Raw genomic sequence first — 24,922 nt, 5'->3', positions numbered from 1 at the left:
TCAGTCTTTTTTTTGCGTCATTTTGTCATTTTTTGGTCATTGCTTTGTCATTCTTAAAAATGAACACTCTGGTATGATTACTATAAATAAATCAGAAAAGGTGGGTACTACATGAAAAAATTTGTATCGATACTAATAGTTGCGGCATTGGCTATTACTGGCTATACACTCTGGCAGAAGAATCAGGCTCAATCATCGGATGATCCTGTCATACCAGTGAAAGGCATCACGTTTTCTGAAAAACTGCAGATTGTTGATATGAAGTATGATGGAGCGGAAAAAAGTCTTCAATATCAGCTGAAAAATACATCTGATATCACGCTGAACTATGGCTTCGCGTATACCATACATAAGCTGCAAAGTGATGGAACTTTAAAGGATACTGAACTGACTAAAGATATGGCATTTATCGAAATGCTTGGAATGCTTGAGCCAGGCAAAACCATGGAAGACACAGTTCTATTTGACCAGCTGACGGGGTTTCCTGAAGATGGTACCTATTATGTGATTCGTCAGTTCCATAACGAGTCCGGCGTATCTGAGACACCAATGATTATGTTCAAAGTTGATAAGGGAAGTATTGTTGTACCATCAAAATAGACATATTTTCAATCAACGGATTTATCACTGAAAATGTTGTGACAAGATACTAAAAAGAAGCACAGGCTTATTCTGAATAAGCTCTGGGCTTCTTTTTAATCTTATCTGACTCTATGTGGAGAGCGGGACATTTTACGATATGTATGCCTTCTTCCTCGAATAGTGATCGACATACGAAGCAGATTTTCAGGAGGCGTCATACCGGAAACGCCACAATCACCTGTATGCTGAATATCTGCTCCAGCCATTTTGGACATTTGCGCTACACTCTCAATAAAGGTTTCTGTTGCACCTTCCTGGCTTGTGCCTATGGTAGTCATGGCAAGTACGCCCTTTTTATGAATCAGGTCAATGAATTCTTTAGCAAGATCTACCGTAAAACCTGGAACTGTTCCAGGAGCTGGAAGTAGAATAACATCAGCACCGGCACCAATAAATGCTTCGATTGTTTCTACATCATAAATGTTCCCTGCTCCTGCACCGTGCATTTTACCAGCCACAATGAGAATCTCCGTACCTAATATTGCACGTGCTGTTCTGATGCCTTCCAAAATACCCTCACTGGTCACACCGGTACTTGGATTTGCCGTAATAACCACATAATCAAAGCCAAGGGTTTTAACTTTTTGCAGATTTTCCTCCGTACAGCGTAGTCCTTTTGGATACGTGCTGTCTTCAGGCACAGGCTCCAGATTAACTCCAAGGAATCTTCCTACAACTTTCTTCAGTTTTTGTATATACTGAAGGTCTTCTTTGTTCTTCAGGATAATCTTTTGGATCTCCGTTGTATAGTTTGGGATCCCGATCAAGGGACTTAGATGAGAATCATCATATCCAAATACAAAGGGAGCTTCAAAATTAAAAGTGTTCAGTGTAACCATGTCCGCGCTGAAGGCGGCAGCAGTTTCGGGATTGGATACACCATCTAAAAGGGGAAATGTGCTGATGATTGTCTCCGCCATGATTGTTCTACCTTCAGTACTCTTAATTGATGATAGAATCTCCTCGCGTTTCATCTGGAAATAGTCCTCATAGAATAAATCAAACATTCTCATTTTTAGTTCCTCCTCGTTTAACTTCGGTATATTTTGATTCTAGCATGGAATGCTGATGATCCAAAATAAATAGTCTGCAGAGAATACTGCAGACTACCAAAAATAGTTATAAATCTGTTAATTAAGATTTAATTTAAATTATAATGGTTACAAAGTAAACTTATTATTGTATAATAAAAGAAATTAAATATAGGCTTTCTTTCTGAACTCCATGGGAGTCATGCTGGTCATTCGCTTAAATGTGATTGTATAGTAGTTCTGATTGCTAAATCCCACTGAGAGGGCAATATCTAGGACAGATCGATTATCTTTAAGGAGCTGTCTTTTGCTTTTTTCAACCCTTACTAAGTTCACGTAATGGGTAAAAGTTACACCAGTTTCTTTTTTGAAAAGAGTACAGAAATAGCTTTTATTCAGATTAAGATGTGATACAAGGGTATCAAGGGTGATATTTTCTTTATAATGAGCTTGAATATAGTTCATGGCTCTACGGACATTGAGACTGTAGCAGCTGGCACAACCATTCGCTGGACACAGATCTAATGTTTGATTGAGTGGTGCCATATATAGGTTGTTGGAATAGCAAATATTCAGGTTGTTTACTCGTTCAAGATCATCCTGATTATAAGGTCCCATGATGACAAAGCCATCCTTAGGACTTGTTTTGTTGATGTAGTAGGCTGTGTAATGATACCCCTTGTCATTGGACAGAGTCAATGAGGTATAGTTTGTATCTTTAGGGTATAACATTTTTTCTAAAAGATTATTTATAATGTCATAATCTGCATATCGGTAGTGGTCACCGCCACTATACTGAATCTTTCCATCATAGCTGTAGGCGCTCACCGCAATGAAGGTGCTTGCATAAAAGTCTTCAGCCACTTCTCTGGGGTTCCGTTCGATGAACAAATGAACCTCTCCTTTCTTTTACCCAAATATCGTTATAAAAAACCAAATACTCTATTAGATAATTATTCGACTTTTTGTTACTATAAATGAGAATGATTATCAATTTCGTCATGTTCAATTATATCAATGAATAGAGTGAGGTGTCAAACATAACGGGGAATACACTGTTATAAGATATGAAAAATAAACATTTAATTGTGGCCACAATCATCTTATCGGTGATTTCTCTATTTATCGGAGCAAAAACCTTATCAATTCAGGATTTATTCAATGGTGGCGAAACTGAAGTTCTGGTATTTATGTTAAGCAGAATACCTAGACTGATCAGCATTCTCATCACAGGTATGGCACTTAGTATATCAGGGCTTATCATGCAGCAGATCACAAGAAACAAGTTTGTTTCCCCCAGTACTGCTGCAACAATGGACTCAGCCAAGTTTGGCATCCTGGTATCCATGATTTTCCTGCCTGGATTACCGGTAATCGGTAAGATGGGAATCGCTTTTATTTTTGCTTTGGGAGGAACGTTCTTATTTATGTTCATCCTAAGAAAAATCAAAGTGAAAAATGTAATCGTCATTCCCTTGGTGGGCATTATGCTGGGAAACCTCATTGATTCCATTACTACTTTTGTGTCTTACCGTTTTGATCTCATCCAGAACATCAACGCGTGGCTTCAGGGTAGTTTCTCTATGGTTACAAAGGGACGGTATGAGATCATTTATCTGGCGATTCCACTGGGGATAATAGCCTATATTTTCGCCAACAAGTTCACCATTGCTGGAATGGGAGAGGATTTTGCTAAAAATCTTGGTCTTAATTATCAGCTCATCGTAAACATTGGACTGGCGATTGTAGCCCTCATATCCAGTGCAGTTCTGGTCACCATTGGCAGTATTCCTTTCGTGGGTCTTATTGTGCCTAATATTGTCTCCATGGTTCGTGGTGACAATTTAAAGAACAGTCTTGGTACGACCGCACTGCTTGGTGCAGTGTTTCTTCTGTTTTGCGACATACTAGGCAGAGTTCTCATTTACCCCTATGAAATATCCATATCCTTAACGGTGGGGGTATTAGGAAGCATTGTCTTCTTGTACCTGATTTTCAAGGGGGTGAAGAAGTAATATGAAGAAAAAAATGACTGTACTGAGTATACTCCTCCTTCTGGGGATAGCACTGTTTCTGTTTCTTGGGCTTAACCCCAACAGTTATGAATATGCGTTGTCCAGAAGAATACCTAAGATTCTTGCCATCACTCTTACTGGAGGAGCCATAGCATATGCTTCACTGATCTTCCAGACAGTAACGGAAAACCGAATACTTACGCCCAGCGTCCTGGGATTAGACTCAGTATTTGTTTTTATTCAGACTGTCTCCATATTCTTCATTGGATCAGAAGCCATAGCTAAAGTGGATGTGAGGATTTCTTTTCTCTTTTCCGTAGGGATTATGGTTCTTTTCAGTGTAGGGATTCTTGGTGGAATACTTCGGAAAGTTGGAGGTAATATTTATCTCCTGCTGCTTGTAGGAATCATCACGGGGACACTCTTTAGAAGTGCTTCATCCTTCCTTCAGGTCATCATTGATCCTAATGAGTTTCTTACACTACAAGGAAGACTTTTCGCAAGTTTTAATAATATCAACACAGATGTTCTTGTGATTTCTGCAGTACTTCTTATTGGGACAATGGCAATGGGGATGATGAAGGCGAAAGAACTGGATGTTCTTTCTTTAGGAAAGGATCATGCGGTAAATCTCGGGATCAACTATAAAAAACTTGTCAATTCCATGCTCATCATCGTTGCTGTGCTCATTTCGGTATCTACAGCTTTGGTGGGTCCCATCACTTTTCTTGGAATCCTTGTGACGAACCTTTCTAGAGAGCTTCTAAAAACTTTCAAGCACACGTATCTGTTAATCGGTGCGATGCTCATCAGCTCCACAGCTTTGGTGTACGGTCAGCTGATGGTGGAACGAATTTTTGTGTTCAGTACACCAATCAGTGTAATCATTAATTTTATCGGTGGACTCTATTTCATTTATCTGCTGTTAAGGGAGAATCAATTATGATCAGTGTAAGAAATCTAACAAAGAGATATGAAAGCAAAGAAGTGGTAAAAAATGTCACGCTAAATATCGAAAAAGGATATATTACCTCATTCATTGGGCCCAATGGAGCTGGCAAGAGCACTCTTCTTTCCATGATTTCCAGGCTTATGGATGTCAGTGAAGGAGAGGTGACCATTGATGGAGTCACCCTGAAGAACTGGAACTCCAGAGAGCTGGCGAAGAAAATATCGATATTAAGGCAAAGCAATAATCTTAATGTGAAGCTCACGGTGAGAGAACTGGTATCCTTTGGCAGATTTCCATATTCGAAGGGAAATCTCACGGAGAGTGATGAGCGGTTTGTGGATCAGGCCATTGATTACCTAAAGCTGAAGGACATAGAGAACAGTTATATCAATGAGCTTTCAGGAGGCCAGAAGCAAAGGGCTTATATTGCCATGGTGCTTGCCCAAGACACAGAGTATATTCTGCTTGATGAACCATTGAACAATCTGGATATGAAACATGCGGTGGAGATCATGAAGATTCTGCGAAAGATTGTAGATGATTTGGGCAAGACGGTTGTTCTTGTCATTCATGATATCAACTTTGCTTCCTGCTATTCCGATAAGATTGTTGCGCTGCAGGATGGTCATATCAAATACTACGATGATACTGAAAATATCATAGATGCTCAGGTGCTCAGCGAAGTATTTGATATGGAGTTTGATGTGCATCATCTGGGTGGGAAGAAAATCTGTACATATTACCAGGAAGGTTTGTGTGACTGCGAAGTTCCTGGTACTCCATTAACTCTATTATCAAAAAAAGTCATGTAATGATCTGAATCAATAAGACAATAAATTAAGAGGTGCAAAAATGAAAAACAAGAAAAATATCATTGTTTCCGCTCTATTACTCAGTGCTGTCATGGTGCTTTCCGCCTGTGGAAACAGCGCAAAGGCAGAGGAACCAGGAGAAACTCCTGAAACTTCAGTGGAAAGTGTCAACGTCCCAGAAGAAGCTGGTGAAATGACAATTACTCATGAGCTTGGTGAAGTGACTTTATCTAAGAATCCAGAAAAAGTCATTGTTTTTGACTATGGTCTTCTGGATATCATGGATAATATTGGCGTTGAGGTCATTGGGCTTCCAATGGGAAACATACCTTCCTTCCTTGAGAAGTATAAAGATGAGAGCAAGTACGCCAACGTTGGAACCTTAAAGGAACCTGATTTTGAGAAGATTTTTGAACTGTCTCCAGATGTGATTTTTATTTCTGGAAGAACTGCGGAAGCTTACGAAGAATTATCTAAAATCGCACCTACTGTTTATCTCACTGTAAACAGTGAAGATTATATGAGTTCAGTAGAAGATAATGCTGCGCTCATTGGAGAGCTGTTTGGAAAAGAAAGTGAAGTTGAAGAGAATATTTCTTCTCTTAAAGCTAAAGTGGAAGAGATTACTGAAAAAGTAGCAGAAAAAGATGAAAATGCTTTAGTGGTTTTAGCTAATGACGGATCACTTAGCGCTTATGGTAGAGTCTCCAGATTCGGTATCGTTCACAACACCCTGGGATTCAAGGAAGCAGATGAGAATATTGAAGAAGCGACCCATGGAATGAGCATCACTTATGAGTACATTCTAGAAAAAAATCCAGAGAATCTTTATGTTATTGATAGAGCAGCTGTGGTTGGCGGAGAAACCGATGCATCTGCAGCAATGGATAACGACATTATAAAAGAAACAGAAGCCTTTAAAAATGGTAAGATTCATTACCTCAATCCTGAAGTATGGTACATCACTTCCGGTGGTTTTACTGGAACAGGTATCATGCTGGATGAGATTTCAGAATCCCTTGAGAAATAATCGGTGAAGGCCTATCGTTCACTGAAATAGTCTCAGAAGATATTACTAATACAACCTATACTTTATACACTCCTTAAACACAAAGAAGACCAGGATCCCCTTCCTGGTTTTCTTTGTGTTTTTCTATAAGTAATCAAGAACAGAAGCGGTAGTCTTCAACTATTAGGTGGGCGGCAAAGTCAAAAGGCATCGCCATATCTTTAGGTTACAAAGTGTAGATCGTAGAAGAAAAGAATAAAGGGATTGCGGCACTACTAGGTTTACTAGTATGCGCAATCCCTTGTGAACTACATAAATTCGTTCAGGAAAGACTGAATGGTCTCATGTTCAACGGGCAGATCCACCAGTGCTTTATCTTGAAGGAATGGTACCTTGTCCACGTAGCTGGGGCCGTCATTTATATACAGTATACCGGTGGGAATCTTATCTCCCCATTCCAGTGCTTTTTCAAAAGCTTTTACTTTGTCAGTAGGGTTATAGGATGCATCTAGATCCAGATTATAGACACGCTTTTTGTACCAGGCAAAAGTGTTAACTTTATTAAAGCTCACACAGGGCTGGAGGATGTCTACCAGGGCATAACCATTGTAGTTGATGGCAGCTTTCATGATGGTTTTCAAATGTTCTTTGTCTCCACTGAATGCTCTAGCGACAAAACCGCATCCGAGTCCGATGGCGGCCACCATTGGATTAATTGGGTTTGTATTCACACCATGTGGCGTAAAATCAGTCACATGTCCTAAATCAGATGTGGGAGAACTCTGACCTTTTGTGAGTCCGTAAATCTGATTGTCATGAACGAAATGAGTCATATCCACATTTCGTTTAATATTATGGATAAAGTGGTTTCCGCCTTCACCATAAGAATCTCCATCTCCGGTATCTATGATTACGGTCAGTTTATGATTTGCGATTTTCGCAGCAGCAGCAGGGGGAAGGGCTCTTCCGTGTAGACCTTCAAAGCCATTGGCATTGATGTATTGAGGGGTCTTGGCTGCTTGTCCGATTCCGCCGACAACAAGAACTTCGTGAGGATTTTTATTCATTTCTTCCAAAGTTTCTTTTAAAGCTTCCAGTATGGCAAAATCTCCACAGCCTGGACACCAAGCGGTTTCAAAGGTAACAAATTCTTTTTTCTTGATCATTTCAGTCCCTCCAGTATTTTGTCTCTAATTTCGGTCGCAGAAAGTGGTCTTCCATCATACTTCAGTACAGACTGGTGAACTCTGATACCAGTGACCTGACTGATTAGTGCGGCAAGCTGTCCGGTACTGTTCTGCTCCACATTTATGAGAAGTTTTGCTTTTGAAGAGAGTTCCTCAAGTTTTTTTGTTGGCAATGGCCATACATCACCAAAGACAAGGGCTGAGTACTTACTTCCACTTTCGGCATTTAAGAGATCCACTGCTTCGGAAAGAGGGCTATGAAGACTTCCAAATCCTAGAAGGAGAATATCTGGATCCTCTGGTCCCAGAAGATCAGGTTCCAATAGGTCCTCTTTCAATAGCTCCAGCTTCTTTGCACGTTTGTCTACCATACGGACGCGAACTTCAGCAGATTCTGTGATATTACCAAATTCATCGTGTTCGTCACTGTCTACATTGACCATGGTTCCTTCCACTTTTCCAGGAATAAGTCGTGGAGAGATTCCTGTTTCAGTGTATTCATAACGTCTATACTCTTTACCGTTCTGGTAGACAGATTCATCCGCAAGGTTCCGCTCAATCTTCACTTTGCTGAGATCAAAAGGTTTGACTGTTCGGATGGCATCAGCCATATACTGATCACCAAGAATGATGATTGGGATCTGATACTTATCAGCTAGATTAAAAGCTCTTGCAGTCTGATAAAAGGCGTCTTCCGGATGTCTCAGAGCAATGACCATCTTGGGAAACTCACCATGAGAGGAATGAATGACGAAATTCAAGTCACTTTGTTCTGTTCTTGTTGGCAGTCCGGTGGCAGGCCCTGGTCTTTGTATTTCAGCAATAACCAATGGTGTCTCCATGATTCCAGCCATACCTACAGCTTCTACCATAAGAGAATATCCACCGCCAGATGTTCCAGTCATGGACCGGACACCCGCATAAGAAGCGCCAATGGCCATGTTGATGGCAGCAATCTCATCTTCGGCCTGCTCCACCACAACTTTTGCGTCAAAAGATTTCTTCACAAGATAGCTCATGATGGAAGTCGCAGGGGTCATGGGATAAGCACTGTAGAATTTAAGACCCGCAGCAAGGGCACCTAAGGCAATACTTTCATTGGCCTGGAGCATCATGGTCTTCTCTGTACTTCTTTCTGGCTCTGTAAATCGGGCTTGAGTGAGCTCATAGCCTTTCTGAAAAGCTTCCATGTTCTGCTGAACTACTTTGTCATCAAATTTGTAGGAAAAGATTTCTTTTACAAAAGTAAGGTCCATTCCATATATTTTCAGGAGAGCCCCAAGAATTGCGCTGGACTGGACTTTAGGATTTCCAACTTCCTTAGCAAGTTTTTTAGCTGGGATTGTGATGAGTCTTGGATCATGATGAGGGACATCCTCATCTGCAATGATAAATCCATTTTCGTGAAGACGATTCAGGTGAAGATCAATGGTTTCACTGTTGAGAGCAATGATTCCATCTAGATCGTCCCTATGTGTTTTCACGGGTTTTTCTGAAAAGCGGATTTGGAAGAAGTTATGTCCACCTCGAACTCTGGACATATAATCTTGCAGTGTAAAGAGGTGGTATCCTCTCTTCTGCAGAATTTTTGATAAAGTGGCACTGAATGTTTCCATCCCTTGACCGGCAGCGCCACCAATGAGTAGGTTAAAATCCATAGTATTCACCTCGTATAATTTTTGATGCCTCAATTATAACAAAGGAATGCGGTCATTCCTGAAGTACACAGAAGTTTCAACAAACATACATACATAGGTTACATGATTCATGATATGTTAAAAGAAAACCTTTAGATGTTCATAGAAAAGAGATAGAAAGCGCTGTGTTTTATTTAAATACTATCAAATGTAAGAATCTTTGATGAAATTATCAGTTTTTAATGAATGTATGTGAAATAGTTCATAGGATGGGTGTTTTTTATTGTTGAAGAATTGTTTCTGAAAAACGCTGTACTAAAATAATGTGTATGGCAAGGAGCACGTCAACGTATTAAAATCAAGAGGATAAGGAAGAAAAATAAACTGTTTTGAGTTCATCTAAAACAGAATCTGTTTGATACCATTCTTTTACTGAGTAGTACAGTAAAACAATAACCCAGTATCTGTTTTAAATATCTTCATTTTTGTGAAAAAGTCATCAAAAAAACGTTGTAAACTATTACACAAGCCTTATTGAATAAGTTTCTAAAAATGCGTATGATAGTAGTGTACACTATAATGTAGTTAGGAGGTTTACCGTTGGACAATTTAAAAAGAACAGCTTTAGCTGATGAGTACCAGAAGTATGGTGGTAAAACCGTGGATTTTGCAGGTTGGTACATGCCGGTGGAGTTCGAAGGCATCATCAAAGAACATGAGTCTGTAAGAAATAATGTTGGACTCTTTGATGTATCCCATATGGGAGAGATCACTGTGAAGGGACCGGACGCACTTACATTTGTAAATAGACTTATCACCAATGATCTGGAGAAGATTGCCGATTCTCAGGTTCTTTATACATTTATGTGTAGAGAAGACGGCGGGGTTGTGGATGATATTCTCGTTTACAGATTCAGCAAAGAAGATATCCTTCTTGTTGTAAATGCGTCTAATACAGAGAAAGACTACCAGTGGGTGCTCGGGAACCACAAAGATGAGCATGTGGAGATTGAGAATATTTCCAATGAAACAGCGCAGCTGGCGATTCAGGGACCGAAGGCGGAATCTCTGCTCCAGGCACATACCAATGAAGATTTGTCAGAGATCAAGTTTTTCTTTGCAAAAAGAAACGTAGAGATTGATGGGATTGACTGTATGGTTTCCAGAACAGGATATACTGGAGAAGACGGATTCGAAATCTATCTCTCCAATGATAAGGTTGTAGAGCTCTATACAAACCTCATCGAAGACGGTGCAGCACCCATAGGTCTTGGTGCACGGGACACGTTAAGATTTGAAGCGAATCTGCCGCTTTATGGAAATGAGCTCAGTGATGACTGGACGCCCATCGAAGCAGGATATGGTTTTTTTGTGAAAACCGATAAAGCGGATTTCATCGGAAAAGAAGTGCTTAAAAAGCAAAAAGAAGATGGCGTTTCCAGAAAAATTGTTGGGTTTACAATGTCGGACAAGAAAATCCCAAGACACGGCTATCGGGTTCTTAAAGATGGTGAAGAAATCGGGTTTGTCACCACTGGCTATAAATCCCCAACTTTGGGTGAAATCATCGGTCTTGCCATGGTGAAGACCGAGTTCAGCAAAATGGGCACTGAGATCGATGTGGAAATCAGAAATAAAACGTCCCAAGCTACGGTGAGAAGCCGAAAGTTTCTGCAAAAATAGTCAATAATAAATAAAAATACAAATAAATATTAAAGGAGATCGTGTTATGTCATTAGTAATGGAAGGTTTATTTTACACAAAGGATCATGAGTGGGTAAGAGTGGAAGGTGAAAAGGCTTATATCGGTATTACTGATTATGCTCAGCATTCTCTTGGCTCCATCGTATATGTCGAGCTTCCTTCAGTAGGAGATGAAATCAGCAAGGACGATAATCTTGGTGTTGTGGAGTCTGTGAAGGCTGCTTCAGATATCATCATGCCTGTATCAGGTGAGGTTCTTGAAATCAATGAAGATCTTGAAGATAATCCTGAACTTGTCAATGAAGCTCCATATGACAATCATCTGGTCATTGTAAAGCTTACAGATGCAGATGAGATTGAGGAACTGTTAAGCAAAGAGGATTACGAAGCGTTTATTTCTGAGGAGGAATAGTCTATGCATCCATATCTGCCTAATACACCGGAAGATGTTCAGGAAATGCTTGGCGTCATCGGTGTGGAGTCCACGGAGGCTCTGTTCAAGAGCATTCCGGATAATGTCCGATTGCAAAAAGATTTGAACCTTCCCAAGTCCAAGTCTGAGATCGAAGTTAGAAGAATTGTCAGTGCCCTTGCATCAAAAAATGAGAGCGTGGATGAACTGACCTGTTTCTTAGGAGCTGGATCTTATGACCACTACATTCCATCCATTATCAGAACTCTTGTCACTCGTTCTGAGTTTTATACAGCCTATACACCGTATCAGCCTGAAATCAGTCAGGGAACACTTCAGAGTGTTTTTGAATATCAGTCTATGATGTGTGCTCTTACAGGCATGGAAGTCTCAAATGTGTCCATGTACGACGCACCTACTGCTGCTGCTGAGGGAGCAATCCTAGCTTCTGTACAAACAAAGAGAAAGCAGATTCTGGTCTCTAAAACAGTGCATCCTGAAACAAGAGCGGTTCTGGAGACGTATCTGAAGTTTAGAAATGTTGACATTCTTTTTGTGGATGAAAAGGATGGTGTTACAGATGTTTCAGATCTTCAGCAAAAGCTTACAGCTGATGTAGCGGGTGTAGTACTGCAATACCCAAATTTCTATGGTGTTGTGGAAAATGTGAAAGAGATTGAAGAAGCTGTTCATAACAACAAGTCGCTTCTTCTTATGAGTGTGGATCCAATTGCATTAAGTATTTTAAAGAGTCCAGGGGAGCTGAAAGCGGATATCGTGGTTGGAGAAGGTCAAGCTCTTGGTCAGAACCTCAATTATGGAGGTCCTGTTTTAGGTTTCATGGCCACCACCACAAAGCTCATGCGAAAGATGCCTGGCCGTATTGTAGGCCAGACATTGGACAGAGACGGAAAACGTGCTTTTGTTCTGACGCTTCAAGCAAGAGAACAGCATATTAGAAGATTCAAAGCTACATCCAACATCTGTTCGGATCAAACGTTGAATTCAATTACAGCTGCAATCTATATGGCTACTCTTGGCAAGCATGGGATGAAGGAAGTGGCTTCGCAGTCTTTTAAGAAAGCACATTATGCATTCCAGGAGCTGACAAAGAGTGGAAAGTACAAGCCTTTGTTCAACAAACCGTTCTTTAAAGAGTTTGCTGTTCTATGCCCTCAGTCTGTAGATGAAATCAATGAAAAGCTAAGGGCTCAAGGAATCTTGGGTGGCTTTAATCTGAAGAAGGCAAATGAAGAACTCGGCGATGCGATGCTGATTGCTGTCACCGAAAATAGAACTCTTGAAGAAATCGATAGATTTGTAAAAATTATGGAGGAGATCTAATGGCTTACGAAAAGTTGATTTTTGAATTATCCAAACCTGGAAGAAAGTCGTATGCTCTTCCTGAAGATTCTCTAAAAGAGATGAATCTTAGTGACTTTATTGATCCCGGCCTTCTGAGAGAAGAAGAACTGGATTTTCCTGAGGTAAGTGAACTTGATGTGGTTCGGCATTACACATTGCTTTCAAAGAAGAATTATTCGATTGATTCAGGGTTCTATCCATTAGGATCCTGTACGATGAAGTACAATCCGAAGATCAATGAGGAAGTCGCTGCGAATCCTAAATTTGCGAGACTTCATCCGTTCCAGCCTGAGGAGACCGTACAAGGTGCTCTGGAAGTAATGTATACCGTTCAGGAAAATATTAAAGAAATTTCTGGAATGGATGCTGTCACGCTTCAGCCCGCAGCCGGAGCTCATGGGGAACTTGTGGGCCTCATGCTGATAAAAAAGTACCATGAAATGAGAAACGATAAAAAGCGAAATAAGATCATAGTACCGGATTCTGCACACGGCACAAATCCTGCTTCGGTAGCTGTTGCTGGGTTTGATGTGGTGGAAGTGGCTTCCCATAAGGATGGATCGGTAGACATTGATTCACTGAAATCTGTTTTAAGTGATGAGATTGCTGGGCTTATGCTGACCAATCCTTCTACACTGGGGCTCTTTGAAAAGCATATCAAGGAAATTGCGGATCTTGTCCATGAAGCGGGAGGTCTTCTCTATTACGATGGAGCCAACATGAACGCGATTATGGGAATTGTAAGACCTGGGGATATGGGCTTTGATGTTCTGCATTATAACCTGCACAAGACATTCTCTACTCCACACGGTGGAGGGGGGCCTGGATCAGGTCCTGTGGCATGCAAGAACATTTTGAAGGAATACTTGCCTGTTCCGGTGGTGGCAAAGAATGGGGATACATATTATCTTGATTATGACTATAAAGATACCATTGGCAAGGTAAAGAATTTTTACGGCAACTTTGGTGTAGTGCTGAGAGCGTATGTCTATATGCTATCCATGGGACATGATGGGTTGAAAGCTGCTTCAACGAATGCGGTCCTTAATGCCAATTACATGAAGGAAAGCCTTAGAGAGCACTATAAAGTAGCTGTGGATGAGACCTGTATGCATGAAGTTGTATTTGCAGGGTTAAAGGAAAAGACCGATGCGGTTACTACCCTGGACGTAGCTAAGAGAATCATTGACTATGGTTACCATCCACCAACCATGTATTTCCCTCTTATTGTAGAAGGGGCGCTGATGGTGGAGCCGACGGAGACCGAAAGCAAGGAAACGTTAGATGCATATATAGAGGTCATGAAGCAGATTGCGACAGAAGCGAGGGAAACCCCTAAACTTTTGAAGGATGCACCTCATGACACTCCGGTCCGAAGGTTGGATGAAGCACTTGCGGCAAGACAGCTGATCCTGCACTGGACAAAGGAGTAGTTATGTCAAATAAAGTAGTGATACTTGGCGGAGGACCTGGCGGCTATGTGGCCGCCATCCGTTTGCGCCAACTTGGATTTGAAACAACATTAATCGAGAAAAACAGAGTAGGTGGAGTGTGCCTCAACGTAGGGTGTATTCCAACAAAAGCACTTTACAAAAGTGCGGAAATTCTAAATCACGCCACTCATCTGGACAGTTATGGTCTGGATTTTGAAGGCGCAGTAAAACCCAACGCGCATAAGATTCGGGAGCGGAAAAATCAGGTGGTAAATACACTGGTTTCTGGAGTGGAGAAACTTTTATCATCAGCAGGGGTAAATGTACTCTATGGCGAAGGGAAACTTCTTTCAAGCAACAGTGTTTCTGTCAATGGAGAGGTAATTGAGTTTGACAATCTGATCATTGCTACAGGCTCGTCTTCTTTTATCCCGCCAATCATTGGAGTAGAAAATGAAGGTGTGGTGACAAGTACAGAGCTTCTGGATTTTGAATCCATTCCTGAAGAACTGGTTATTGTTGGTGGTGGTGTGATCGGGATGGAGTTTGCTGGAATCTTCGCGAGTTTTGGGTCAAAGGTGACAGTGTTGGAAGCGATGCCAAATATTTTACCTGGGATTGATGGTGAAATTGTAAAAAGGTTAAAACCGATTCTAAAGAAGAAAGGGATTGAAATCATCACTTCAGCTATGGTCCAGGAAATCAATAGAGATGGACAGAAACTTCATGTGACAATGGAAGGGAAGAAGGGGCCGGTAGTCGTATCAGGAGACCAGGTGCTGATTGCTACTGGAAGAAGACCTAATACACAGAATCTTGGTCTGGAAGAGATTGGTGTGGAAATGAACAGAAAAGGAATTGTGGTGGATGATCATTTCAGAACCAGTCAAGAGAATATTTTTGCCATTGGAGATGTGAATGGTAAGTGGCTTCTAGCCCATGCCGCTTCTGCTCAAGGAGAGTATGTGTCTGAGTATCTTGCGGGAAAGAAACCGAAGATGGGAAGATTTGTTCCTGGGTGCGTTTTCCTGTTCCCGGAAGTTGCTTCTGTAGGATATACAGAAGAACAGCTGAAAGAGCAAGGTTTAGCATATCATGTAAGTAAGTTTATGCTTGGAGCCAATGGAAAGGCGCTTACCATGGGCGAAAGTGAAGGTCTTGTTAAGGTGATTTCTGATGAGGATTTTAAAATCATCGGTGTCCATATTATGGGTGTCCATGCGTCAGATTTAATCCATGAAGGGCTTTTAGCCTGTGAAATGGGATTGAGTGTAGATGAACTGAAACACGTCATCCATGCGCATCCGACCCTTGCAGAAGCCTTTTATGAAAGTGTTATGGGACTAAAAGGGGAAGCTGTACACATGGTTCAGTCAAGGAGATAACATGAGATATATTATTAGCGAGAATACAGATGCTTATTTTAATTTAGCTTCGGAAGAGTATCTGCTTAAACACACAGATGAGGACATATTTTACCTGTGGAGAAATGACAATGCCATTATTGTTGGTACAAATCAGAACACTCTGTCTGAAATTAACGTTGAATATGTAAAAGAAAAAGAGATTAAAGTTGTCCGCCGCCTCACTGGTGGTGGAGCTGTTTATCATGATTTGGGAAACATCAATTACACTTTTATAGAAAACAGCAAGAAGAGTTTTAATGACTTCAGGGGATTTTGTGAGCCCATTACGAAAGCGCTCAATGAGTTGGGGGTGAAAGCGGAGTTTTCTGGTAGAAATGATATGACCATTGATGGGAAGAAGTTTTCTGGAACAGCCCAGTGTAAGTATAAGAATCGTGTCATGCATCATGGAACGCTGTTGTTTTCTTCAAAAAAATCGGATATTTCAGGAGCGCTTAAACCTCGGGATATTAAGTTCACTGGGAAAAGTGTGAAATCTGTGGCTTCTAGAATCACGAATATCAGCGAACACTTGGAGAGTCCAATGGACGTTCTAGAATTCAGGGATCGTATTATGAGGTCAGTAGCCGGAGGGTTAGATAATATTACGGTTTTTGATGCAATTGAGGAAGAAAAAATCAAAAAACTTAGAGAAGAAAAGTATTCTACCTGGGAATGGAACTATGGGCAAAGTCCGAAGTTTTCCATGACAAAAGAAGGGCGATTTACTGGAGGCACTGTTGAAGTTACACTGGATGTGCAAAAAGGATGTATTGAGAATATAAGAATTTATGGTGATTTTTTCGGTACAGGGAACATACATGAACTTGAAGAAAAGCTCATTGGTGTGAAACATCAGGAGCAAAATGTACTGGATGCACTAAGGGAAATTACCTTATCGGACTATATGGTAAATGTGCAGGATGAAGAATTAGCAGGGTTGCTGTTTTAGCAAAAGAACTTGAAGGATCTCCATTGTAAGTTGGATACATGTATCGGAACTCTACATCATAAGATACGAAGAACAAAACAACCACCAGATTCGTCTGGTGGTTGTTTTTATAGCTGTAATATTATTTGAAATGCTGTGTTGCGTAGATGGTTGGCAAATTACGGTTGTATTTTGCGAAATACTGCTGGCCGAAAACTACGCCTGCGCCCATTCTGGTTGCTTTTGGGTTCAGGATGTTTGCTCTATGTCCGTCTGAGTTCATCCATTTTGCAACTATGAACTCAGCGGTGTATTTGCTCTTATCACCAGAAGCTAACATGTAGATATTCTCTCCAACATTATACTTCGTGGTGTGTTTAAATGTGTTTGTGGTAAACATTAGAGCGCTGTGGGATCTTGCTGAGCTATATAGGGAGGAATCCCAAGTTAATGGAGCAAGACCGTTTTCGCTTCGGTATCTGTTTGTTACAGTTAAGATTTCTTTCTCAACATTGCTTAAGTAATCAAAGCTCGAAGTATTTGTGTTAACTGGAGCTGGGGCTGGAGCTGGAGCCGGAGCTGGAGCTGGAGCTGGAGCTGGAGCCGGAGCTGGAGCTGGAGCCGGAGCTGGAGTCGGAGCTGGAGCTGGTTTAGGAGAAACCTTTTCTGCTGTGCTTAAAGCGGGTTTTGTGGTTGTGCTCGTTTTTACAGTAGATGCAACTGGCTTATTGCTCTGTGTGCTGGGGTTCTTCTGTGTAACGCTTGCTTCAGCTTTTTTCTCTTCTTCGGCTATTTTTGCCTGCTGATCAGCCAGTCTTTGGGCTTCTTTCGCGGCGAGCTCGTTCTTGAAGTTTTGAAAGAAAAGATCAGATTTTATTTCGGTCATCTTTTTATGAAGATCAAAGCTGAATCCATCCTTGAACTGTTCTGTTTTTAATCCGGTGGGTTTGAATATATGAGTGGTTTCGGCTGCGCTTTCCTCGGATAATACAATTTGCTTGTTCTCTTCGGCAGGAACATCTTTTCGATTCTGGATGTTTATTGTCCAGTAAGAAGATATCAAAGTAGAAGTTGCTATTACTAATGATATGAGTTTCTTCATAAATACACCTCGTTATTTTTTATCAAATGGTTTTATTTCTATTAAAATATTCATTGACTTTTATGAGTGCATCGTATCATAATAAAAAAAAACCTTCAATTTATCTAAAAATTCGAAGGTTTAGTCAAAATTAATAATAATATTAATGTAAATTTACTTAACTGCCATACAAGTCGAAAAAATAGTGGAGAGAAAGAATGAATGTCGAATAATACGGAAATCTAAATAATATAGTTCAAATTAAAAAACTGAAAAACAATATTCGTCAATATCAGAATATTTAGCCTGTCGCAAAATAAAAACTGGGAAAACATTGATTTTTACTATGATAAATAGTAATATAATAAGTTATGTTTCAAGCATTGATGAACGGTATATTTTTATAAACAGAACATGAAAAAGTATATTTTAAGTAAAGTTAATAAATACTATACTCCTTGAGAATCAAAGAAAAACACGAAAATATAAAACCGCTGGAGACACCCAGCGGTTTTATATTCAAGGATTTTAATCCTGCGATCCCAACCAAGAATGACAGAAGGTGGGACTTTATATAGTATTAGTATTAAACGAATCTTTTTGGTACATCCACTTCTCTTTGTACAAGCCATGGATTAAAGTCTGGAGCAATTACATCTTTTGTAATGAAACGGATAACTACTTTCAACATGTTCTTCATATCAATTACCTCCATGATTTTTAGTACTTGTGTGTTTGTTTCTCTCATGTACATTATTGCAAATTTGTACATGCAAGTCAACGGTGAATTGACAAAGATTTATGCAGGAAAACTTGCAAATAGTAAGTATTTCATTACATTTACAAGTTTGGTATCCAAATTTGCGTTTTTAATTAAGTTATTGCTGATTTTCGAATTTATAAACGTAAATATTATTATAATATCAAAGCGTTCGAGATGAGTAACGTTTGCAAATACAAGTTCCATAAATCTAAGCTTCTCCTCACGTGATAATTTGTCAATAAATGACCATTTTCTGTTACAATAGTGGTAAAGTGAAAACTAGGAGGAATGATTTGTCATGAGAGAGATTGCGCTGGCTGGAGGTTGTTTTTGGGGGGTTGATGAGTTTTTTTCTAGAAAAGAAGGAATTCTGACTACAAAGTCTGGATACTCTAATGGTCATAAGTTAAATCCGACTTATGAAGAAGTGTGTACTGGGACAACAGGACACGCTGAAACAGTCTATATCACATATGATGAGAATCTTATAAATTTAGAGACGATATTACTGAAGTTCTTCAAAGTCATTGACCCAACTTCTATGAACAAACAAGGAAATGATGTAGGAACCCAATACAGAACAGGAATCTATTTTATTCATCCAGAGGATGAGGCGAAAGCGTTAGAATTTATTGCCAAAATGCAACCTAAGTATACGAAGCCTATTGTTGTAGAAGTGGAAGCTTTGAGTAATTTCTTTGATGCTGAAGAGTATCATCAGGATTATTTAAAGAAAAATCCTAGAGGATACTGTCATATTGATCTTTCTATAGAATAAGAGTAAAAACCGGAAAACCCTCATGATTGATGATCATGAGGGTTTTTTATAGTGCACTACCTAAGTCAACTGACTGAGATAAATGAGTGTTGAGGTAAGAATTGAGGATACTAGGATGTTTACCATGATATTGACTTTCTTTGTTGCAAGTATGAAAGAAACTACGCCTGCTATTATGCCGGTGCCAATTGTGTCACCAACATCTAAGATGCCTGGGAAAATGAGTGCTCCAAGTGCGGCCAGAGGTACACTTCGTAAGAGTTTATTGATCCTTTTGCTCTTTATCGTGGACATTCTGCTGAGTCCTGGAAGTAGTCTCGGGATTTGCGTAGCTGCAGACATTAATAAGATTGACAGAAGGTACTTATTCATCCTCTTCATCTCCTTGAATCATCATCCCGACAGCGCTTCCTACGATGATTGAGAGGATTATTGATAAACCGCCTGGGAGGAAGCTCGATGCAATATAGTTGGTGATCATACTTATTATTGGTATTCCTATTAATCGTCTGTTTCCGTCTAGTGAGTTCACCAGCAGTGTAATAAAAAGAGTAAATATTGCTATCTCCATACCTTCTGCAACTATTCCAGGGAGAATGGATCCGAATAGAATTCCGATGATTGCTCCAAGTATCCATGATAAATAAGAACCAAGCATCACACCTTTGATATAGGGCGCACTGAGGTTTTCTTTGAGAGACAGGATCGCGAAGGTCTCATCCGTCAAACCGAAACTGACGATGACGCGGTTTTTAAGGCTTAGATTCACCTTATTGAAAAAAGATAACCCCATAACCAAATGTCTTAAGTTGATTACTCCAATGGTAATCATCATCTGAACAGGAGAGGTGTTCAGCGCAAAGAGATTGATTGCCATAAACTGGCTGGCGCCAGCATAGATGAAAATACTCATTGACAGTACTACCCAAGAGGGTATGCTGGCTTGAGTACCAATGACTCCATAAGCGATGGCGATAGGGATGTAACCTGTCATAATTGGAAAACTATCGATGAATCCAGATGAGAATGTTGTTTTACTTTTCAATAAATCACTTCCTGAATTTACATAATATTGATATTCTAGCATAGAATATCAAATTCCAACAGAGTAGTATGATTCGCTTTAGGATCTCCTGAAATGAAGCGGGTCCATATGCAGTAGTATTCTCTTTTGGTGACATTAGGAATCTACGAAAGGAGATTTCTTGATAAATCATACAATCTACATTAAGATAGAAATGGATTATATATTATTTGAGCAAAGTATTCTGTAAGAATTGTGTTGAGGTGGGTGGATATGAATATTAATAATGAAATTGCCAGTCTTGTGGATTATGCGGTTCGTGAAAGACTTATAGAAAATGAGGATCGGGTCTATGCTGTAAATAGGATTCTGGAGATACTCAATTTAGAATATTATTCTGAAGGAGCAGATATCATGAGATATGAATCTGTTGAGGATATTTTAGCAAAGTTTAGGCAATGGGCAGTGGAGACTGAGTTTGTGCCTAATGATTCTAATGAGGTTTTAGATTTGTTTGACACAAAACTCATGAGTGTATTTGTATCAAAACCTTCAGATTTCAGAAAGAAATATTATGATCTTTGGGAAGAGTCACCGGAGAAAGCTACACAGTATTATTATCATTTTGCAAAAAAAAGCAACTATATTCGGGAACAACGAGTTGCGAAAGATATAAAGTGGACATATGAAACCCCCTACGGTTTGATTGATATGACCATTAATCTTTCGAAACCAGAAAAGGATCCCCGTGCCATTGCTCTGGCGAGTAAAGGGGTAAATACAGAAAATGAGAAATATCCCAAATGTTTACTGTGCAAGGAGAATGAAGGGTATGCAGGCAGGTTGGATCACCCAGCCCGTCAGAATCATAGAATTATTCCAATTACTTTAGCGGACGAGTCCTGGTTTATGCAGTATTCACCTTACGTGTATTATAACGAACACTGCATTGTTTTTAAGGGCAATCATGAACCGATGAAGATATCCGGCAAAACAATCGAAAGACTTCTTGATTTTGTTTCCGCATATCCTCATTACATGCTCGGGTCCAATGCTGATTTACCGATTGTTGGCGGGAGTATTCTCACGCACGATCATTTTCAGGGTGGTCGGTATGAGTTTGCGATGTCAAAAGCTAAAGAGTATGATAGAACTCTTCTTCAGGAGAATGGCGTTGAACTATGTAAACTGTACTGGCCGATGAGTGTAATCCGTCTTAAGGGTAAAGATGTAAAAGAACTTGTTAGGATTTCTGAACTTGTTCTTTCTGTTTGGAAGACTTATGAAGATCAGCAAGTTGGGATCATATCAAAGTCGGGGGATATAGAACATAATACCATTACACCTATTACAAGATTTAGAGATAATATGTATGAAGTGGATTTGATTCTCCGGAATAACCGTACGGATGAAGAACATCCATTTGGTATTTTTCATTCACAGAAGGAATATCATCATATTAAAAGAGAGAATATTGGTTTGATTGAGTGTCTTGGATTGGCTGTTCTTCCTGCAAGACTGCGAGATGAAATGGAGCTCTTGAAACAGTTTATGTTCAAAAAAGATCTGGATGGCATTTATTCAGAGGAAACTCTTCAAAAACATGGTGATTTTGCACGAAGAATCTTAGATGAAAATCAGTTTACCTCAGAAGAGGAGATTGAAGCAAAACTATATGATGAGATTGGATATGTTTTTATGAAAGTACTGGAAAATTGTGGTGTATTTAAAAAGGACAACGAGGGTGAGAAAGCGTTCCAACGCTTTATAGAGGTTATACATGAAAATCTCAATCACTAAATTCAATATATCGGATCAAGAAGTTCATGAAATTACGATGATAAACAAACAAGGGATGGAAGTTTCATTTCTAACACTAGGTGGAATTATTACAAAGATTCTCGTGCCAGATATTGAGGGGCGTTATGAAAATGTTGTTCTTTCTCACACGGATTATCGGGATTATATAAAAAATCCAGGGTACTTTGGAGCAATCATTGGAAGAACTTCGGGAAGGATTAAAAATGCTCAGTTTGAACTGAATGGAACAGTATATTCTCTATCTAAAAATTATGGGGAAAACCAGGGTCACGGAGGATTCAGAGGGTTTTCGGGAAGAAACTTTCAGTTTGAGTGCAGCAATCTCAATGACAATGCATCGGTTACGCTGAGATATCTATCACCACATTTAGAGGAGGGGTATCCAGGGGAAGTTTTGGTTGAGGTTACATACTCCTTGAATGATTACAATGAATTTGGTATTCATTACGAAGCGCTTCCCAATGCGGATACTTTGATTAATATGACAAATCATACTTACTTTAATTTATCTGGTTCATTTGAAGAGAGTATACTTTATCATGAGCTCATGATTAAAGCTGAAAAATTTGCTGAAATTGATGATACTTCAGCACCTACAGGAGAACTGCTGGAAGTGGAAGGAACTCCTTTTGATTTCAGATATATGCGGGAGATTGGAGAAGAAATTAAAGGAAGGCATCCGCAACTTCTGATCGGGAATGGTTATGATCACCCGTTTCTGTTAGTGCCTGACGCTTCTCCAAAGGTGAGACTGGCGCATAGATTTTCTGGAAGGGTGCTTGAAATAGACTCTACAGCAGAATGCGTTGTGGTGTACACACAGAATTACTCTGAAAATCAGCATGTACAATGTGGCGGTATACTCCAGGAGAGAAGGTCGGTAGCGTTGGAGTTCCAAAATCTTCCTATTGGAAAGAACGGAGTCAATTTGGAAAATTCGATCGTCCATGGCGGGGGAAAATACAGCGCAAAAACAGTCTATAAATTTAAAGTGGAACAGTTGAATGTTTGATAAAGTCACCGGCACTGTGAACTGCCGGTGACTTTTATTAATATTTAGTGAACAATATTCTTATTTAGGTGCAATCGATAGAAAAATTAAAATAAACTGAATAAAATAAAATTATAAATGTGAAAGTTTTTGAATAATATTAAATTCTTTGTGTATATGGTGTAAAATTGCTTTATGAGTAGGAGGTCGCCATGAAAAAGAAAATTACTATACTTCTTGTCACAACGTTACTTACTGCATCGATTCCAGTTTTTGCTGTGAATACAAATGACATTAAAGATCAGGTTAATGATAACAATGAAAAAATAGATATTTTGGAACAAGAAAAATCAGATTTGCAGAAGAATAAAAAAATCGTTAATTCTGAACTGGATGCAATTCTTGATGAAATCAAAAACACTTCCAATAGCATCAGTAATCTGAACAGCAGTATTCAGAGCAAAGAAGAGAATATTCGGATCAAAACAGAAGAGATAGCGGAGATGATACTGAAAATTCAGGAAATTGAAGCAGACATTGTAGTACAAAAAGAAAGAATTTCTGAACAAGAAGAGGAACTTAGAATACAAGAAGAGCTGCTTGCCACAAGGGTGCGAGCGGCATATAAAACTAATTCGGTCAATAATATTATTTTTACGTTGATTGAGTCAACTAGTATCGTAGACTTCACGGAAAGACTTTTGTTTATTGAACGGATGGTATCTAAAGACCACGAAATCATGGATCTTATCGATTCGATTATATCGGTATTAGAGATTGAGCGTGAAAAGCTTGAAGCAAGCCAGAAGGCGGCGTCAGAGATTAAAATCACTTTGGAACAAGATAAAGTTATTCTAGAAGAAGAAAAAACCAGTCTCGAAAGACAAAAAGCAACTTTAGAGCGAGAGCTTGATAATCAACGGTCTCTGGAAGTGGCGAAGAAGACCCTTATTGATAATCTTTCTGCCGAAGAAAGAAGGGTTGCCAATGAGATTGGTGATATCATGGAAGAAAATGCTGCCCTAGAAGCGGAGATTCAGAAACTGATTCGCGAAGCTCAGGAAAAAGCAAGAAGAGAAGAAGAGGAGAGAAAAGCAGCTGAAGAAGCCCAAAATGGCGGCAGCACCAGCGTGCCTGAGACTCCAAGACCATCCTCAGGTTATATAAGGCCAGTGAGTGGGCGTGTGACATCACCGTATGGATACAGAATACACCCTGTATACGGTGACAGGAGGTTCCATACTGGGGTGGACTATGCAGCCGGTTATGGTGTGCCTGTAGCATCAACCAGATCAGGGACTGTTATTCTAGCGAAATACCATGCGTCCTATGGCAACTATATCATCGTTGATCATGGAGATGGAGTGTCCTCATTATATGCTCATTTAAGTGGTTTTGCTGTGGGTTATGGTCAGCGAGTTTCCCAAGGACAAACCATCGGGTATATAGGATCTACTGGGACATCCACTGGTCCACATCTGCACTTTGAGATTAGAGTAAATGGTGTACATAGAAATCCTTCGGATTATGTAAAATAGTAATTTTTTTTACGGAGCAAGCTTCTAGCTTGCTCCGTATTTTTTATTCACTTATTTATCGTGTTTATTATTCGTCAAAGGTTATGAAGGTTTTTGAATTAAATTTTATAGAAATATTGATATTCTATGGTGAGTGCTTTTAATGATATTTTATAATCGATATAATTCTATATTTTTAAGTTAAAATCAAAAATAAAAGAGCAATTAAAATAGAAAAAAGATATACAAATAAAATATAATCAATAATATATTTCAATTTATTAAAGGCATAAGCTTACGTTTGTGAATATAATAAAATGATACAAAAATATTACTAATATCTTATGATTACATCTGCTTTTTATTTGTCGACTCCTTTTTATTGTGATATTCCGTAAACAAAGGTAATTT

The 24,922-nt window shown here is 39.5% G+C and carries 22 protein-coding genes; 15 read left to right on the top strand and 7 right to left on the bottom strand.

The annotated features are described in order from the left end of the window. The first annotated feature begins 111 nt into the window (after positions 1 to 111). A complete protein-coding gene (locus DEF30_RS03790; protein ID WP_294096662.1) occupies positions 112 to 600 on the top strand; it encodes an immunoglobulin-like domain-containing protein in 489 nt (162 codons plus the stop codon). A 101-nt stretch (positions 601 to 701) separates the two neighbouring features. Here DEF30_RS03790 and DEF30_RS03785 read toward each other — a convergent pair whose 3' ends face one another. Together DEF30_RS03785 and DEF30_RS03780 are read right to left on the bottom strand one after the other, a co-directional pair. After that, entirely contained in the window at positions 702 to 1,655 is a 954-nt protein-coding gene (locus tag DEF30_RS03785; protein WP_294096660.1) for a hypothetical protein, read from the bottom strand. 183 nt (positions 1,656 to 1,838) lie between these two features. Then, entirely contained in the window at positions 1,839 to 2,564 is a 726-nt protein-coding gene (locus tag DEF30_RS03780) for an AraC family transcriptional regulator (RefSeq protein WP_294096658.1), read from the bottom strand. 176 nt (positions 2,565 to 2,740) lie between these two features. Here DEF30_RS03780 and DEF30_RS03775 point away from each other — a divergent pair, with 176 nt between their 5' ends. The 4 genes from DEF30_RS03775 to DEF30_RS03760 are packed head-to-tail and all read left to right on the top strand — an operon-like array spanning position 2,741 to position 6,482. Further along, positions 2,741 to 3,688 carry an ABC transporter permease gene (locus DEF30_RS03775; protein WP_294096656.1) on the top strand — a complete coding sequence of 316 codons (948 nt, stop codon included), beginning with the start codon at positions 2,741 to 2,743 and terminating at the stop codon, positions 3,686 to 3,688. A gap of 1 nt (position 3,689) precedes the next feature. Then, positions 3,690 to 4,634 carry an iron chelate uptake ABC transporter family permease subunit gene (locus DEF30_RS03770; RefSeq protein WP_294096654.1) on the top strand — a complete coding sequence of 315 codons (945 nt, stop codon included), beginning with the start codon at positions 3,690 to 3,692 and terminating at the stop codon, positions 4,632 to 4,634. Continuing rightward, on the top strand, positions 4,631 to 5,452 hold the full coding sequence (locus tag DEF30_RS03765) for an ATP-binding cassette domain-containing protein (protein WP_294096653.1): 822 nt from the start codon (positions 4,631 to 4,633) through the stop codon (positions 5,450 to 5,452). Before DEF30_RS03770 ends, DEF30_RS03765 begins: the two co-directional genes overlap by 4 nt. A 40-nt stretch (positions 5,453 to 5,492) precedes the next feature. Next, a complete protein-coding gene (locus DEF30_RS03760) occupies positions 5,493 to 6,482 on the top strand; it encodes a siderophore ABC transporter substrate-binding protein (RefSeq protein ID WP_294096652.1) in 990 nt (329 codons plus the stop codon). Positions 6,483 to 6,769: 287 nt separating this feature from the next. Here DEF30_RS03760 and DEF30_RS03755 read toward each other — a convergent pair whose 3' ends face one another. Both DEF30_RS03755 and DEF30_RS03750 read right to left on the bottom strand, forming a co-directional pair. After that, positions 6,770 to 7,627 (bottom strand): 2-oxoacid:ferredoxin oxidoreductase subunit beta, encoded by an 858-nt coding sequence (locus DEF30_RS03755; protein WP_294096651.1) that lies wholly within the window; start codon positions 7,625 to 7,627, stop codon positions 6,770 to 6,772. Then, the gene (locus DEF30_RS03750) at positions 7,624 to 9,306 is read right to left on the bottom strand and encodes a 2-oxoacid:acceptor oxidoreductase subunit alpha (protein WP_294096650.1); all 1,683 of its coding nucleotides are present in this window, start codon (positions 9,304 to 9,306) and stop codon (positions 7,624 to 7,626) included. The genes DEF30_RS03755 and DEF30_RS03750 overlap by 4 nt, the downstream gene beginning before the upstream one ends. A gap of 579 nt (positions 9,307 to 9,885) precedes the next feature. On the opposite strand from DEF30_RS03750, the gene gcvT reads away from it, so the two are divergent. From gcvT to DEF30_RS03720, 6 genes are read left to right on the top strand one after another with little or no spacing between them, the layout of a single operon-like run. Next, complete coding sequence (gene gcvT, locus DEF30_RS03745) at positions 9,886 to 10,968, top strand: glycine cleavage system aminomethyltransferase GcvT (protein WP_294096649.1); 1,083 nt, start codon at positions 9,886 to 9,888, stop codon at positions 10,966 to 10,968. A 46-nt stretch (positions 10,969 to 11,014) separates the two neighbouring features. After that, the gene (gcvH, locus tag DEF30_RS03740) at positions 11,015 to 11,401 is read left to right on the top strand and encodes a glycine cleavage system protein GcvH (RefSeq protein WP_074910292.1); all 387 of its coding nucleotides are present in this window, start codon (positions 11,015 to 11,017) and stop codon (positions 11,399 to 11,401) included. 3 nt (positions 11,402 to 11,404) lie between these two features. After that, positions 11,405 to 12,745 carry an aminomethyl-transferring glycine dehydrogenase subunit GcvPA gene (gcvPA, locus tag DEF30_RS03735; RefSeq protein ID WP_294096648.1) on the top strand — a complete coding sequence of 447 codons (1,341 nt, stop codon included), beginning with the start codon at positions 11,405 to 11,407 and terminating at the stop codon, positions 12,743 to 12,745. Further along, positions 12,745 to 14,199 carry an aminomethyl-transferring glycine dehydrogenase subunit GcvPB gene (gcvPB, locus tag DEF30_RS03730; RefSeq protein WP_294096647.1) on the top strand — a complete coding sequence of 485 codons (1,455 nt, stop codon included), beginning with the start codon at positions 12,745 to 12,747 and terminating at the stop codon, positions 14,197 to 14,199. The genes gcvPA and gcvPB overlap by 1 nt, the downstream gene beginning before the upstream one ends. Before the next feature lie 2 nt (positions 14,200 to 14,201). Further along, entirely contained in the window at positions 14,202 to 15,584 is a 1,383-nt protein-coding gene (lpdA, locus tag DEF30_RS03725; RefSeq protein WP_294096646.1) for a dihydrolipoyl dehydrogenase, read from the top strand. Position 15,585: 1 nt separating this feature from the next. Continuing rightward, the gene (locus DEF30_RS03720) at positions 15,586 to 16,557 is read left to right on the top strand and encodes a lipoate--protein ligase (protein WP_294096645.1); all 972 of its coding nucleotides are present in this window, start codon (positions 15,586 to 15,588) and stop codon (positions 16,555 to 16,557) included. A 121-nt stretch (positions 16,558 to 16,678) separates the two neighbouring features. Here DEF30_RS03720 and DEF30_RS03715 read toward each other — a convergent pair whose 3' ends face one another. After that, complete coding sequence (locus tag DEF30_RS03715; RefSeq protein WP_294096643.1) at positions 16,679 to 17,638, bottom strand: CAP domain-containing protein; 960 nt, start codon at positions 17,636 to 17,638, stop codon at positions 16,679 to 16,681. A 1,040-nt stretch (positions 17,639 to 18,678) separates the two neighbouring features. On the opposite strand from DEF30_RS03715, the gene msrA reads away from it, so the two are divergent. Further along, entirely contained in the window at positions 18,679 to 19,158 is a 480-nt protein-coding gene (gene msrA, locus DEF30_RS03710; protein WP_294096640.1) for a peptide-methionine (S)-S-oxide reductase MsrA, read from the top strand. Between the two features lie 60 nt (positions 19,159 to 19,218). Here the strand turns inward: msrA and DEF30_RS12120 are convergent, their stop codons facing one another. Beyond that, positions 19,219 to 19,530, bottom strand: a complete 312-nt coding sequence (locus DEF30_RS12120) for an AzlD domain-containing protein (RefSeq protein WP_366409339.1) — start codon at positions 19,528 to 19,530, stop codon at positions 19,219 to 19,221. Continuing rightward, positions 19,523 to 20,203 carry an AzlC family ABC transporter permease gene (locus DEF30_RS03705; protein ID WP_294096637.1) on the bottom strand — a complete coding sequence of 227 codons (681 nt, stop codon included), beginning with the start codon at positions 20,201 to 20,203 and terminating at the stop codon, positions 19,523 to 19,525. The genes DEF30_RS12120 and DEF30_RS03705 overlap by 8 nt, the downstream gene beginning before the upstream one ends. A 252-nt stretch (positions 20,204 to 20,455) precedes the next feature. Between DEF30_RS03705 and DEF30_RS03700 the strand changes: the two genes are divergently transcribed. The 3 genes from DEF30_RS03700 to DEF30_RS03690 all read left to right on the top strand — a co-directional run bounded on the left by DEF30_RS03700 (position 20,456) and on the right by DEF30_RS03690 (position 24,532). Then, entirely contained in the window at positions 20,456 to 21,982 is a 1,527-nt protein-coding gene (locus tag DEF30_RS03700) for a UDP-glucose--hexose-1-phosphate uridylyltransferase (protein WP_294096635.1), read from the top strand. After that, a complete protein-coding gene (locus DEF30_RS03695) occupies positions 21,963 to 23,015 on the top strand; it encodes an aldose epimerase family protein (protein WP_294096633.1) in 1,053 nt (350 codons plus the stop codon). The genes DEF30_RS03700 and DEF30_RS03695 overlap by 20 nt, the downstream gene beginning before the upstream one ends. A gap of 191 nt (positions 23,016 to 23,206) precedes the next feature. Next, on the top strand, positions 23,207 to 24,532 hold the full coding sequence (locus tag DEF30_RS03690; protein WP_294096631.1) for a M23 family metallopeptidase: 1,326 nt from the start codon (positions 23,207 to 23,209) through the stop codon (positions 24,530 to 24,532). Positions 24,533 to 24,922 lie beyond the last annotated feature (390 nt).

It is taken from the genome of Proteiniclasticum sp. (assembly GCF_003514505.1).
Taxonomy (GTDB): Bacteria; Bacillota; Clostridia; order Clostridiales; family Clostridiaceae; genus Proteiniclasticum.
Note: the sequence above shows the minus strand (reverse complement) of the source record. Positions and strands in the feature narration are given on the sequence as shown.

Excerpts from the sequence above, each read along its gene's own strand:
- DEF30_RS03715 (WP_294096643.1), bottom strand. The coding sequence starts at position 17,638 with ATGAAGAAACTCATATCATTAGTAATAGCAACTTCTACTTTGATATCT.
- DEF30_RS03785 (WP_294096660.1), bottom strand. The coding sequence starts at position 1,655 with ATGAGAATGTTTGATTTATTCTATGAGGACTATTTCCAGATGAAACGC.
- msrA (WP_294096640.1), top strand. The coding sequence starts at position 18,679 with ATGAGAGAGATTGCGCTGGCTGGAGGTTGTTTTTGGGGGGTTGATGAG.
- DEF30_RS03700 (WP_294096635.1), top strand. The coding sequence starts at position 20,456 with ATGAATATTAATAATGAAATTGCCAGTCTTGTGGATTATGCGGTTCGT.
- DEF30_RS03690 (WP_294096631.1), top strand. The coding sequence starts at position 23,207 with ATGAAAAAGAAAATTACTATACTTCTTGTCACAACGTTACTTACTGCA.
- gcvPA (WP_294096648.1), top strand. The coding sequence starts at position 11,405 with ATGCATCCATATCTGCCTAATACACCGGAAGATGTTCAGGAAATGCTT.
- DEF30_RS03695 (WP_294096633.1), top strand. The coding sequence starts at position 21,963 with ATGAAAATCTCAATCACTAAATTCAATATATCGGATCAAGAAGTTCAT.
- DEF30_RS03765 (WP_294096653.1), top strand. The coding sequence starts at position 4,631 with ATGATCAGTGTAAGAAATCTAACAAAGAGATATGAAAGCAAAGAAGTG.
- gcvH (WP_074910292.1), top strand. The coding sequence starts at position 11,015 with ATGTCATTAGTAATGGAAGGTTTATTTTACACAAAGGATCATGAGTGG.
- DEF30_RS03755 (WP_294096651.1), bottom strand. The coding sequence starts at position 7,627 with ATGATCAAGAAAAAAGAATTTGTTACCTTTGAAACCGCTTGGTGTCCA.
- DEF30_RS03750 (WP_294096650.1), bottom strand. The coding sequence starts at position 9,306 with ATGGATTTTAACCTACTCATTGGTGGCGCTGCCGGTCAAGGGATGGAA.
- gcvPB (WP_294096647.1), top strand. The coding sequence starts at position 12,745 with ATGGCTTACGAAAAGTTGATTTTTGAATTATCCAAACCTGGAAGAAAG.
- DEF30_RS03770 (WP_294096654.1), top strand. The coding sequence starts at position 3,690 with ATGAAGAAAAAAATGACTGTACTGAGTATACTCCTCCTTCTGGGGATA.
- DEF30_RS03720 (WP_294096645.1), top strand. The coding sequence starts at position 15,586 with ATGAGATATATTATTAGCGAGAATACAGATGCTTATTTTAATTTAGCT.
- DEF30_RS03775 (WP_294096656.1), top strand. The coding sequence starts at position 2,741 with ATGAAAAATAAACATTTAATTGTGGCCACAATCATCTTATCGGTGATT.
- lpdA (WP_294096646.1), top strand. The coding sequence starts at position 14,202 with ATGTCAAATAAAGTAGTGATACTTGGCGGAGGACCTGGCGGCTATGTG.
- DEF30_RS03790 (WP_294096662.1), top strand. The coding sequence starts at position 112 with ATGAAAAAATTTGTATCGATACTAATAGTTGCGGCATTGGCTATTACT.
- DEF30_RS12120 (WP_366409339.1), bottom strand. The coding sequence starts at position 19,530 with ATGAATAAGTACCTTCTGTCAATCTTATTAATGTCTGCAGCTACGCAA.
- DEF30_RS03760 (WP_294096652.1), top strand. The coding sequence starts at position 5,493 with ATGAAAAACAAGAAAAATATCATTGTTTCCGCTCTATTACTCAGTGCT.